Raw genomic sequence first — 12,384 nt, forward strand, 5'->3', positions numbered from 1 at the left:
CCCTACGAGGGGTGATCGGCGTCCAATTTTGACCCCTTACCGCCACCGCGAGCAGACTGCCGTTCCTTTCGTGGAGGGCGGCGGTCGGGGATGAAGTCAGTGGATACGATTGCGCGGATACGCCGCGAGTTCTTCGTTCGAGGTCGTTCGATCAAGGAGATCGCCCGCGAACTGCATGTTGCCCGGAACACGGTCCGGAAGGTGCTGCGTTCCGGTGAAACGATCTTCTCCTACAGTCGCGGGAACCAGCCGCTACCGAAGCTCGGACCGTGGAAGACCGAGTTGGACGGGCTGCTCGCGGCGAACGCGGCAGCATCTGCGCGTGAGCGGCTGACGCTGGTTCGACTGTTCGAGGAGTTGCGCGGCCGGGGTTACGAAGGCGGCTACGACGCCGTTCGTCGCTACGCGCGGGCCTGGGCGTTGGAGACGTCGGCGGCGAAGGTCGACGCCTACGTGCCGCTCTCCTTCGCGCCGGGCGAGGCGTACCAGTTCGACTGGAGCCACGAGGTCGTCCTGATGAACGGCCTGCCGATGACGGTGAAGGTGGCGCACGTCCGGCTCTGCCACAGCCGAATGATGTTCGTCCGTGCCTATCCGCGCGAGAGCCAGGAGATGGTGTTCGATGCCCACGACCGGGCCTTCGCCTTCTTCCGGGGCACCTGCACGCGCGGCATCTACGACAACATGAAGACCGCGGTGGAGACGATCTTCGTCGGCAAGGAGCGGGCCTACAATCGGCGCTTCCTGCAGATGGCGGGGCATTACCTCGTCGAGCCGGTCGCCTGCACGCCGGCTTCGGGCTGGGAGAAGGGGCAGGTCGAGAACCAGGTCGGGCTGGTCCGCGAGCGGTTCTTCACCCCGCGCCTGCGGGTTCGGTCCTTCGACGAGTTGAACACCCTGCTGCTCGACCGGTGCATCGCCTACGCCAAGGCGCATCGGAACCCGGAGTTCCCCGACCGGACGATATGGGAAGCGTTCGAAGCCGAGCGGGCGTCGCTGGTGCCGTATCGCGGCCCCTTCGACGGGTTCCACGCGGTGACGGCGTCGGTATCGAAGACCTGCCTCGTGCGGTTCGACAACAACAAATACTCCGTATCGGCGAGCGCGGTCGGCCGGCCGGTGGAGATCCGGGCCTATGCCGATCGGATCGTCGTTCGTCAGGACGGCCGAGTGGTCGCCGAGCATCCTCGCTCCTTCGGTCGCGGCGAGACGATCTACGATCCCTGGCACTACGTGCCGGTGCTCGCCCGCAAGCCGGGAGCCCTGCGCAACGGCGCCCCGTTCAAGGACTGGGTTCTGCCGGGCGCGATGGATCGGGTGCGCCGCAAGCTCGCCGGCTCCAACGACGGCGACCGGCAGATGGTGGAGATCCTCGCCGCGGTGCTCGACGACGGACTGGGTGCGGTCGAGGCGGCCTGCGCCGAGGCGCTCGGCGAAGGCGTGCACTCCGCCGACGTGGTGCTGAACATCCTGGCGCGACGGCGGCCCGCGCCGATCCCGGTCGGCATCCTGACCCCGGATGCGTTGAAGCTGCGGTTCGAGCCGATTGCCGACTGCGCGCGGTACGACGACCTGCGGAGGGCCGGCTGATGGACCGCACCAAGATCCTGAGCACGATGACCGAGCTGAAGCTGTTCGGCATGAAGGCGGCCTACGACGAGATCGTAGCGGCGGCCCTGAAGCGCAACCACGACCCACAGCGCATCGTCGCGGCGATGCTCACCGCCGAGATCGCCGAGAAGCAGGCCCGCTCCATCCGTTACCAGATGGGCGTGGCCAAGCTGCCGCTCGCCAAGGACATCGACGAGTTCGCCTTCGACGGCACGCCGATCAACGAGAACCTGGTCAGAGACCTCGCCGCCGGCGGCTTCATCGGCCAGCAGCGCAACGTCGTGCTGATCGGCGGTACCGGCACGGGCAAGACCCACCTGGCCATCGCCATCGCACGGGCCTGCATCCGAGCCGGCATGCGGGGGCGGTACTTCAACGTCGTCGACCTCGTGAACAAGCTCGAGGCCGAGACCCGTGCCGGCCGACAGGGGCGAATGGCCGACTGGCTCTGCCGCCTCGGCTTCGTCGTCCTCGACGAGTTGGGCTACCTGCCCTTCGCCCAATCCGGCGGTCAGTTGCTGTTCCACCTGATCAGCCGGCTCTACGAGCGCACCTCGATCGTGGTCACGACCAACCTCGCCTTCGGCGAATGGCCGTCGGTGTTCGGCGACGCCAAGATGACTACGGCGCTGCTCGACCGCCTCACCCATCACTGCGACATCGTCGAGACCGGCAACGACAGCTGGCGCTTCAAACACCGGGCCTGAGATCGGCGCCGTCGTCGGTATAGTGCCTCCGGTCGGGCTACGCCCTCCCTCCGTCACGACACCGACGACATGCTCACAGCGAAGCTTCGACATTCGATCGGAAGCGCCCAACTGCGCGAAACCAGGGGGTCAAAGTTCGACGCCGATCCGGGGTCAAGATTGCTCGCCGATTGACACCAGTGTCCTGGATCGCGTCGAGGAGCGTGGTCTTGCGGGCGTCGATCGGTCCGCTACCGAAGCCCCAGTCGGGATCGGGGATGCCGAATCCGATCCCGCGGATACGGAACTCGTAGAGGTGGCTGTCGGTCCAGCCGACGACGATCTGCAGGACGTGGTGCAGGCGGTCGAGCCGAAGGGCGAGCGGCACTTCGATGCGCGGCAAGACGACCGGCTTCACGTCGTCGAGGGTGATCTTCAGCCGGACGACGGCGTCGACGGTCATGTAGCAACCACCTGGCCGGGAGGTGATGGAGAGACCACTGCGTGGCGGGCCCGCTCGGCCGCCCAGTTCCACGGCAACAGCTCCGGCAGGCGCGAGACGGGGAGGCCGGGCATGCGGGCGAGGACGTCGGCGAGCCAGGCTCGCGGGTCGATGTCGTTCAGCTTGGCCGTGACGATCAGGCTGTACATGAAGGCCGCGCGCTCGCCGCCGCGCTCCGATCCGGCGAACAGCCAGGCCTTGCGCCCGAGGGCGATGCCGCGCAACGCCCGCTCGGCGGCGTTGTTGGTCAGGCAGATCCGCCCGTCATCGAGGAACCGGGTGAAGGTGCCCCAGCGGCCTTGCCTGTCGATCATGTAGTCGATCGCCTTGACCACCGGATTGTGCCGGGACATCTGCGCGCGCTCCGCGGGAAACCAGGTGTGCAGATCCGCCACGAGCGGGCGCGACAGCCGCTGCCGCGCCTCACGCCGCGCTTCAGCGACAAGACCCGCTATGTCACGCTCGACGGCGAACAGCGCGTCTATGCGTTCCACCGCCTTCAGGGCCATGGGCGAGATCGCGTGGGCTGGCTTGCCCTTGCGCACCGCGCCGGCGATGTCGGCGAGTTCGAAGAACTTGCGCCGGGCGTGGCTCCAGCAGAGCGCACCGGTCACCGGAGCGGGCTTGCGGTCCGGTCGGTAGAGGTCGTTGTAGCCGCCGTAGGCATCGGCCTGGAGGATGCCGGTCCACCCGGCGAGATGCCGGTTCGGATGGATCTTCTCCCGGTCGGTGGAGAAGTGGAACACTGCGGCGGGTGGTGCGCCGCCGGCGAAGGGCCGGTCGTCGCGGACGTAGGTGCAGAGCCGCGCCTGCCGGGTGCCGCCACGCGCCAGCAGCGGCACCGTGGTGTCGTCGCCGTGCAGCCGCTCGGCCGCCAGCACGTGCGCTCTGATCAGGTCATGGATCGGCTCCAGCGCCGCGGAGCATGCGCCGACCTGATCGGCCAGGGTCGAGAGGCTGAGGTCGACGCCCTTGCGGGCATAGCGCTCGGCCTGCCGGTTCAGCGGCTGGTGCTGTCCGAACTTCTCGAACAGGATGGTCGCCAGGAGATTGGGGCCTGCCCATCCCCGCGGTGTGGCATGATACGGCGACGGCGGCTGGCTGATCCTCTCACAGTCCCGGCAGGTGAACTTCTCCCGGACGGTCTGGATCACCTTCCACGTCCGCGGCACCTCCTCCAGCGTCTCCGTGACGTCCTCCCCCATCTTCACCAGCCGCGCCGAGCCGCAGCACAGGCAGGCCGTCGGCGGCTCGATCATCACCCGCTCGCGCGGCAGATGTTCGGGGAACGGTTTGCGGACCGGGCGACGGCGCTCGAAGGCCGTCACGGCGGTGGTGCGGGCGGAGGCGTGTGTCGCGGCGATCTCGTCCTCGGTGGCGCTCGCCTCGAGTTCCTCGAGTTGCAGCTCCATCTGCTCGATCAGCTGCGCCCGCCGCTCGGAACTGCGGCCGTACTGCTCGCGGCGCAGCCTTGCGACCTCCAGCCGGAGGTGAGCGATCATCGCCTCGGAGGTCGAGACCACTGCCCGCGCCTCGGCGAGTTCCGCCTCCGCCGTCCGGGCACGAACCTCGGAAGCGGCCAATCGGGCGCGAAGAGAAGCGATCTCGGCGGCGGCATCGGACATGTCCGAAGCTACCATGTCCGGCCAGCAAAACCCAGCAAGAACAGCCAAGTAGCGGCACTTATCCGGCCTTCGCCGGCCGCTGCGTCCAGCGCGGATTGCGCCAGTCGATGCCGTCTAGGAGATAGCCGAGCTGTGCCGCCGAGATCGCCACCGCACCCCCGCCGGCACCCGATGGCCAGACGAACTTGCCGGCCTCGAGCCGCTTCAGATAGAGCGACATCCCGACCCCGTCGTGCCACAGGATCTTGACGAGGTCGCCCCGCCGGCCGCGGAAGCAAAAGACCTCCCCGCCGTGCGGGTCACGCCCCAGCCCCTGTTGAACCCGTAGCGCCAGGCTGTTCATGCCGCAGCGCATGTCGGTGACGCCGCCTGCGATCCACACCTTCGCGCCGGCCGGGAAGGCGATCATGGCGCGTCCACAGCCATCACCAGGCGCGACAGCACGGCCGGATCGACCGTGACCGGCACTATCATCCGCCGCCCGTTGCATAACACGATCTCGACCGTCGTCTCAGCCATCGGCGGCGCCACGGCCTGCGGTGTCGGGCGTTCCTGAACCGGAAGGGGCGCCAAAACCGAAGCCGCTGCCTCGGCCGTCGTCACTGCCATGAACGTCGGCACCAGGGGACCGAGCCGACCAGCCCGATAGTCCGCCCGCCACCGCGTGAGCAGCGATCGAGAGATCCCGAGCCGCCGCGCCGTCGCCGATCCCTGCCGCCAACCGGCCAGGCTCTCCTCGACGATCCGGACCTTATCCTCGGCAGTCCACACGCGCCGGCGCCCGACGTCGGCAGCCGACAGAACCTCAAACTCCGAAATGACCTTAGCACTTGCCATAAGGCAGGCTCTTACCCGCCATCAGTCAGCCTCGCGAGACGGCCTCCGCCGGAGGCTTACGCGTCGTCGTTGCGACGAAATGACAATGCGGATTGCAAGCGATTGAAATTAAACGCGGATGCCGACCGCGTCGTTTCGCGCTGACAAACTATCTGCTTCCCGCTGACAAATCCAAATGACTATGAAGTGAAAAAACGCAATCATTTCAGTAAATACACTGACAGACTATGCGAAACGATCAGCGGTGACGACGACGAGTGATCGCTCGTTCGCGTTCACGTCTGTCGTATTGACGATCGAAAGCAGGACGCGGGACGGTTCGTCGCCGCGTCTTGCCATTGAGGCCGTTGGCCGTGCGTTTGAGTTCAGGCCGTCGGTCGTCGGCGCGCGCCGGCCTCGAATCCGACGCGCTCGGAGAGTTCGCGGGCGGCGCTCATCAGCTTGTCCAGATAGGCCGCGTGGTTGCGCAGGCCGTCTTCCTTCGGCGTCACGAGGCAGAGCGTCGCGACGTTGATGCCGTCGGCCTGGCGCACGGGCACGGCGAAACAGTGCGTGAAGGTCTCGACCGCGCTGTTGAAGGTGAAGTAGCCGTCGATCGCGGCCTGCCGTACCTCGGCGATGAAGGCCGCCTCGTCGAGCCGGCTGCCGTTCGGCAGCACGAAGTCCTCCGGCGGGATGAAGGCGCGGATCTCGGCATCGGACATGTGCGCGATGAGCAGGCGCCCGGAGGCCGTCCACGGGATCGGCACCAGTTCGCCGACATTGGACGAGATCCGGAACGGCCTCACCCCCTCGCGCATCATCGCGACCGTGTATTTGTCGCCGTCGAGCAGGCAGAGCTGCGCGGTCTCGCGCGTCTCCTCGGAGAGGTGGGTCAGCACCGCCTCGGCCTCGCGCATGAGGTCGAACTGGTCGGCGTAGGCCATGCCGAGAAAATAGAGCCGGCGGCCGAGGAACAGCCGGCCGTCGCCGCCCTGATAGTCGAGCATGCCGTGGCGCAGCAGCAGGTTGGTGAGCTCGTAGACCGACGAGCGCGGCGCGCCGATCGCGGTCGCGATCTCGTTCGGCCGCATCGGCTGGCGCCGCGTGCGCAGGAATTCGAGGATCTCGAACGCCCGATCCAGGCCTCGCGTCCGCCGTGAGGCCAACTCGGTTGCGTTGTCGGTCATTCGCTGCCCTCGTGCGACATCATTCACAACGACCAGTATAGCAGGATGTACCGGTGGTTCGATCGAAACGGATGGGTCCCATCACGTTTCGCGGAGCCGAACCACCGGCTTATCGACAGCCGCAATGCCGAGCGGCGGCGTTCGTGTCAGGCGCGGTCGGCGCGGTAGGCGACGCAGTCGACCTCGACCTTGCAATCGACCATCATGCTCGACTGCACGCAGGCGCGTGCCGGCGGGTGGGCGCCGAAATACTCGGCATAGACGCCGTTGAAGCTCCAGAAGTCGCGCGGATCGTCGAGCCAGACGCCGACGCGGACGACGTCTTCGAGGCCGTAGCCGGCCTCCTTCAGGATCGCGATCATGTTCTCGATCGCCTTGCGGCTCTCCGCGACGATGCCGCCGCCGATGATCTCGCCCTTGTCCATGGCGACCTGGCCGGAAACGTAGAGCCAGCCGGCGGCCTCGACCGCGCGGGCGAAGGGAAGCGGCTGTCCGCCGGCGCCCTTTTCACCGGCACCGTAACGCTTGATCGTCATGTTGGATCTCTTTCAGTTGAAACTGGAGGTCTTGAGGAATTCGGCCAGCCGCTCGGTGCGGGGCTGGCGGAACATGTCCCTGGGGTCGCCCTGCTCGCCGATCACCCCCTGGTTCATGAAGATGACCCGGGTCGAGACCTCGTAGGCGAAGCGCATCTCGTGGGTGACCAGGATCATGGTCATGCCGTCCTGGGCGAGGCCCTTGATCACCTGCAGCACCTCGCCGACCAGTTCGGGGTCGAGCGCGGAGGTGACCTCGTCGAACAGCATGAGCTTCGGCGTCATGGCGATCGCGCGGGCGATCGCGACGCGCTGCTGCTGGCCGCCGGAGAGCTGGCCGGGGTAATGCTCCGCGCGGGCGGAGAGGCCGACGCGGTCGAGCCAGCCGAGCGCCAACGCGCGCGCCTCGTCCGTGCCCATCTTCTTGACCTTGATCAGGCCGAGCATGACGTTGCCGAGCGCGGTCAGGTGCGGGAACAGGTTGAACTGCTGGAAGGCCATGCCGGTCAGCGCGCGCTGGCGGGCGATCTCGCGCTCGGCCTTGCGCCGGCGCTTGTCGCCGACCAGCTCGTAGCCGATCTCCTCGCCATCGAGACGGATGCTGCCGGCCTGGAAATCCTCCAGCATGTTGATGCAGCGCAAGAGCGTCGTCTTGCCCGAGCCGGACGAGCCGATGATCGACACGACCTCGCCCTCGCCGACGGTGCAGTCGACGCCCTTCAGGACCTCGACGGGGCCGAACTGCTTGCGCAGTCCCTGAATTTCCAGAAGCGTCCGCATGGGGGCACGATCCTCAGCGCGGCACGGCGACCTTGCGCTCGACGTATTTGCCGAAGCGCTCGATGCCGAAATTGATGACGAAGTAGAGGAGCCCGGCGAAGAAATAGAACTCCAGGCTCAGGAACGAGCGGGAGATCACCTCCTGCGTCCGGAGCAGCAGTTCGGCGACGCCGATCACCGAGAGAAGCGTCGAGGCCTTGACCATCTCGGCCGCCGTGTTGACCCAGGTCGGCAGGATCTGGCGCAGGGCCTGCGGCAGCAGCACCGAAACGAAGGTCTGGCCGAAGGTGAGACCGATCGCCTTGGCGGCTTCCGTCTGGCCGTGCGGGATCGCCTGCAGCGCACCGCGCACCAGCTCGCCGACATGCGACGAGCAGAACACCGACAGCGCCAGCACGCCGGCCTGGAACGGCCCGAGATTGATGCCGATCGTCGACAGCACGTAGTAGCTGGCGAGTACCAGCACGAGCACCGGCGTGCCGCGGACGAGATCGGTATAGGCGCGGGCGACCAGCCGGATCGCGCGGCCGCCATAGGCGAGCGCGAGGCCGACGACGACGCCGAGCACCGAGCCGGCGACGATCGCCATGAGCGAGATCGCGACCGTGATGCCGAGACCCTGCAGCAGCACGAAACGTGCGGTCCAGAGCTCGTCGAGGAAGGCGCTGAAATCGAACATGGCCATCACCTCGGCAGGGCGAGCCGCCGCTCGACCTTGCGCAGCAGCGCGGCGATCAGCGAGCAGGTCGCGACATAGAGGGCGGAGGCGACGATCCAGGTCTCGATGACCCGGAACGTTTCGACGTTGATCTTGCGCGCCTCGAAGGTCAGCTCCGGCACGGCGATGGCGGCGGCGAGCGAGGTGTCCTTGAAGAGCGAGATCAACGTCGAGGATAGCGACGGCAGCGCGTTGCGGATCATCAGGGGCAGGATGATCGAACGGCGGATCTGGCCATGGGTCAGGCCGATCGCGAGCCCGGCCTCGGTCAGGCCGTGCGGGATGATCGCGAGGCTCGCGCGGAACACCTCGGCGAGATAGGCGGCGGAATAGATCGCCAGCGTCGCGACGAAGCTCTCGATCTTGCCGAGCCGGACGCCCATCTGCGGCAGCGCGAAATAGGAGAACAGCACCAGGACCAGGATCGGCAGGTTGCGGATCACCGTCACGTACCAGGTCGCCGGCCAGCGCACCCAGCGCGAGGGCGAGCGCAACGCGAAGGCGATCGGCAGGCCGAGCGCCGCGCCGATCAGGATGGCGGCGATCGCCAAGCCGAGGCTCAGCGCGAGCCCGGTCAGCAGCAGGTCGAGGCTGCGCCAGACCGCGGCGAAATTGAGGGTGTAGCCCATGGATACCGGTCAGTTGGGAGTGTCGGCCGCTCGGGTCGTCGAGCGGGCGTCGGGCGCGCGGGGAGCGCCGCCCGTGGCTGGATGGCGGCCCCGCGCGTTTCGCGACCTTATTCGAACTCGACCGGGAAGCCGATCTTCGGCGGCGCCAGATCCTTGCCGAACCAGGTCTTGAACGACTTGGCGTAGAAGTCGAATTCGACGCCGGTCATGGCTTCGTGCAGCGAGGTGTTGACGAAATTCAGCCAGTCCTGATCGCCGCGCTTGACGCCGCAGGCGTAGGTCTGCGGGTTCCAGCCGTAGCCGGCGTCCTTGTAGCGGCCCGGCTTCTGCGTCATGTACCAGGCGATCGACGACTGGTCGGTGGCGACGGCGTCGGCGCGGCCGGACTCGAGCGCCTGATAGATCAGGTCGACCGATTCATACTGGTCGACGCCGGCGTCCGGCAGCGCGGCCTTGACCATCGCCTCGGCGTAGACGTTCTGCAGCACGGCGACCTTGACGGCCTTGCCGGCGCTCTTCAACGCGGCGTAGTCGCCGTACTTGCCGTTTGCCTTCAGCATCAGGCCGACACCCTCGCGGTAGTAGGGGATCGTGAAGGCGATCTGCTGGGCGCGGGCGCCCGTCACCGTCATGAACTGGCAGGTGATGTCGACCTTGTTGGTCGTGATGTTCGGGATGCGGGCGTCGGAGGCCTGGTTCACGAACTGGATCTTGTCCGGATCGTTGAACAGCGCCTTGGCGACGATGCGGCCCATGTCGATGTCGAAGCCCTGCAGCTTGTCGTCGGCGCTCTTGAAGTGCCACGGCGCATTGGTCGAGCCCGTGCCCATGATCAGGTAGCCGCGTTGCAGCACCTCATCGAGCTTGCTGGCGGTCTGCTGGGCCGACGCCGGCGCGGCGGTGAGGGCGAGAAGCGCGGAAACGGCAAGGGTGCTGCTCAGTCGTGAAAAGATCATCGTATCCCCCACTCCGGTCATGCGACGGGCGTTGATCGATAGGCTCTGCTGGATGTCCGTTATACTGGACATATGTCCATATCTCCGGATTGACACATTGAGGATGACGCCCCATACCTTGTCAAGCCGCTCAGCGAGTGGCCTTGCCTCATTTTTGCCCGCCCTCGTCTCGATCGAGCCCTGCATGACCGTGTCAGCCCCTGATATCGCCGCCCTCAGCACGCCCGCCGTCGTGGTCGACCTCGCGGTCGCCAAGCGAAACGTCGAGCGTTTTCAGGAATTTGCCGATCGCCTGGGCCTGCGGGTGCGGCCGCATATCAAGACGCACAAGCTGCCGCTGATGGCGCGTCTGCAGCTCGAGGCCGGGGCGATCGGCATCACCTGCCAGAAGGTGTCCGAGGCCGAGGCGATGCTCGACGGCTGTCCGGAGATCGGCGACGTGCTGATCACCTACAACATCCTCGGCGCCGACAAGCTCGACCATCTGGCGGCGCTCGCGCGTCGGGTCCGGCTTTCGGTGGTCGCCGACAGCGCGACCGTGATCGAGGGGCTCGCCACCCGATTCGCCAGTGAGCCGGCACCGCTCACGGTGCTGGTCGAGTGCAACACCGGCGCCGACCGCTGCGGCGTCGGCACGCCGGCGGCGGCGCGCGATCTGGCCCGTCTGATCGCGGCGCGGCCGGGGCTCGTGTTCGGCGGCCTGATGACCTATCCGCCGGCCGGCGGCGAGGCGGCGGTGCAGGCTTTCATGACGACCGCCAAGGCGCTGATCGAGGCGGAGGGCATGGCCGTGCCGACCATCAGTTCCGGCGGCACGCCGTCAATGATGGCGGCGGCGGCCGCGCCGATCGTGAGCGAATATCGGCCGGGAACCTACATCTACAACGATCGCTCGCTGGTGGCGCGCGGCGCCTGCGGCTGGGACGACTGCGCGCTCCATGTGCTGGCGACCGTCGTCTCGGTGCCGGCGCCGAACCGGGCCATCATCGATGCCGGCTCGAAGGTGCTGACGTCGGATCTGCTCGGGTTGACCGGCTACGGCCATGTGCTCGGCCGGCCGGACATCGCGATCGACCAGCTGTCGGAGGAGCATGGCCGGCTCACCTCGACCGGACCGATCGAGCTCGCGGTCGGCGACCGGCTGCACATCGTGCCGAACCACGCCTGCGTGGTCACCAACATGATGGACGCGGTCCATCTCATTGGTGAGGACGGCGCGATCACGGCCGTTCCGGTCGCCGCGCGCGGCCGGGTCGTCTGACCGCGGCCTGCACGCCGGGTAACCGCCTCAGACCTCGAGGATCGCCTTGATCACGCCGGCCTCGGGCTTCATCCAGGCCGGGAACAGCGCCGGCGCCTCGGCGAGTGCGCCGCGATGGGTGTTCAGCGCCTGCGACGGCACGCGGCCGGCCTGCATCTGGCGGATCACCTCGGCGAAGTCGTCGGGCTGCGCGTTGCGGCTGGCGAGCAGCGTCGTTTCGCGCTTGTGGAACTCGGGATCCGAGAAGGTGATCTCGGTCCGGACCACGCTCAGGAGCACATAGCGGCCACCATGGCCGACGAGGCCGAAGCCACGGTGCATCGCGCCCGCGTTGCCGGTCGCATCGATCACCACGTCGTAGAACTCACCGTCGGTCAGTCGTCCCGCTTCCGCTTCGGCGTCCGCATCGGCGCGCAGGGCGCGGTCGGCGCCGAGCGAGTCGACGGTGAAGGCGAGGCGGTCCTCGCGCAGGTCCATGACGGTGACGTCGGCGCCGCGCGCCTTGGCGAAGATGATCGCCGACATGCCGATCGGTCCGGAGCCGACCACCAGCACGCGATCGCGCGCGGCGACGTCGCCGCGCTTCACGCCATGGGCGCCGATCGCCAGGAACTCGATCATCGCGGCCTCGTCGAGCGAGGCGGTGCCGATCGGCACGGCGTTCTGCTCGGGTACGCAGAGGAATTCCGCCATGCCGCCGTCGCGGTGGACGCCGAGCACGGCGATGTTGCGGCAGGCGTTGGTGACGCCGCGCCGGCACGCCCGGCAGTGGCCGCAGGAGAGATAGGGCACGATGTAGACGTCGTCGCCGGCCTTGAGCGTTGTCGAACCGTTTGCGTCGGCAATCGTGCCGGACAACTCGTGACCCATCACGCGCGGGTATTCCAGGAACGGATGCTTGCCCTGGAAGATGTGGTAGTCGGTGCCGCAGATCCCGACGCGGCGGATCCGGACCAGCACTTCGCCCGGCGCCGGCTTCGGCACGTCGCGTTCGATGACGGTGAGGCGTCCGGGTTCGTCGCAGATGAGAGCGCGCATGGGATCCATGACGGGGTTTCGAATGGGCCTGAGCCG

General features: G+C 67.4%; 13 protein-coding genes and 1 pseudogene. 3 read left to right on the plus strand and 11 right to left on the minus strand.

What is annotated here, in order from left to right; genetic code table 11:
- Positions 1-90: 90 nt before the first annotated feature.
- Both istA and istB read left to right on the plus strand, forming a co-directional pair.
- Positions 91-1,590, plus strand: a complete 1,500-nt coding sequence (gene istA, locus ABS361_00005) for an IS21 family transposase (GenBank protein ID XBY44740.1) — start codon at positions 91-93, stop codon at positions 1,588-1,590.
- Positions 1,590-2,318: an IS21-like element helper ATPase IstB gene (gene istB / locus ABS361_00010; protein ID XBY44741.1), complete on the plus strand. Its 729-nt coding sequence runs from the start codon at positions 1,590-1,592 to the stop codon at positions 2,316-2,318. Before istA ends, istB begins: the two co-directional genes overlap by 1 nt.
- Positions 2,319-2,493: 175 nt before the next feature.
- Here istB and ABS361_00015 read toward each other — a convergent pair.
- From ABS361_00015 to ABS361_00060, 10 genes and pseudogenes are all read right to left on the minus strand, one after another.
- Positions 2,494-2,760: pseudogene (locus tag ABS361_00015) on the minus strand (plasmid pRiA4b ORF-3 family protein).
- The gene (locus tag ABS361_00020; protein ID XBY44742.1) at positions 2,757-4,424 is read right to left on the minus strand and encodes an IS66 family transposase; all 1,668 of its coding nucleotides are present in this window, start codon (positions 4,422-4,424) and stop codon (positions 2,757-2,759) included. The pseudogene ABS361_00015 and the gene ABS361_00020 overlap by 4 nt, the downstream one beginning before the upstream one ends.
- Before the next feature lie 58 nt (positions 4,425-4,482).
- On the minus strand, positions 4,483-4,833 hold the full coding sequence (gene tnpB / locus ABS361_00025; protein XBY44743.1) for an IS66 family insertion sequence element accessory protein TnpB: 351 nt from the start codon (positions 4,831-4,833) through the stop codon (positions 4,483-4,485).
- The gene (locus ABS361_00030) at positions 4,830-5,261 is read right to left on the minus strand and encodes a transposase (GenBank protein XBY44744.1); all 432 of its coding nucleotides are present in this window, start codon (positions 5,259-5,261) and stop codon (positions 4,830-4,832) included. Before ABS361_00030 ends, tnpB begins: the two co-directional genes overlap by 4 nt.
- A 365-nt stretch (positions 5,262-5,626) precedes the next feature.
- Positions 5,627-6,430, minus strand: a complete 804-nt coding sequence (locus tag ABS361_00035) for an IclR family transcriptional regulator (GenBank protein ID XBY44745.1) — start codon at positions 6,428-6,430, stop codon at positions 5,627-5,629.
- Between the two features lie 146 nt (positions 6,431-6,576).
- Complete coding sequence (locus ABS361_00040; protein XBY44746.1) at positions 6,577-6,966, minus strand: RidA family protein; 390 nt, start codon at positions 6,964-6,966, stop codon at positions 6,577-6,579.
- 12 nt (positions 6,967-6,978) lie between these two features.
- Positions 6,979-7,746 (minus strand): amino acid ABC transporter ATP-binding protein, encoded by a 768-nt coding sequence (locus tag ABS361_00045; GenBank protein ID XBY44747.1) that lies wholly within the window; start codon positions 7,744-7,746, stop codon positions 6,979-6,981.
- A gap of 13 nt (positions 7,747-7,759) precedes the next feature.
- Positions 7,760-8,425, minus strand: coding sequence for an amino acid ABC transporter permease (locus ABS361_00050; protein ID XBY44748.1), 666 nt, complete (start codon positions 8,423-8,425; stop codon positions 7,760-7,762).
- A gap of 5 nt (positions 8,426-8,430) precedes the next feature.
- Complete coding sequence (locus ABS361_00055; GenBank protein ID XBY44749.1) at positions 8,431-9,093, minus strand: amino acid ABC transporter permease; 663 nt, start codon at positions 9,091-9,093, stop codon at positions 8,431-8,433.
- 107 nt (positions 9,094-9,200) lie between these two features.
- Entirely contained in the window at positions 9,201-10,049 is an 849-nt protein-coding gene (locus tag ABS361_00060; protein ID XBY46993.1) for a transporter substrate-binding domain-containing protein, read from the minus strand.
- A 184-nt stretch (positions 10,050-10,233) separates the two neighbouring features.
- Between ABS361_00060 and ABS361_00065 the strand changes: the two genes are divergently transcribed.
- Positions 10,234-11,310, plus strand: coding sequence for a D-TA family PLP-dependent enzyme (locus tag ABS361_00065; GenBank protein XBY44750.1), 1,077 nt, complete (start codon positions 10,234-10,236; stop codon positions 11,308-11,310).
- A gap of 27 nt (positions 11,311-11,337) precedes the next feature.
- Here ABS361_00065 and ABS361_00070 read toward each other — a convergent pair whose 3' ends face one another.
- Entirely contained in the window at positions 11,338-12,348 is a 1,011-nt protein-coding gene (locus ABS361_00070; protein XBY44751.1) for a zinc-binding alcohol dehydrogenase family protein, read from the minus strand.
- Positions 12,349-12,384 lie beyond the last annotated feature (36 nt).

It is taken from the genome of Ancalomicrobiaceae bacterium S20 (genome assembly GCA_040269895.1).
Lineage (GTDB): Bacteria > Pseudomonadota > Alphaproteobacteria > Rhizobiales > Ancalomicrobiaceae > Methyloraptor > Methyloraptor flagellatus.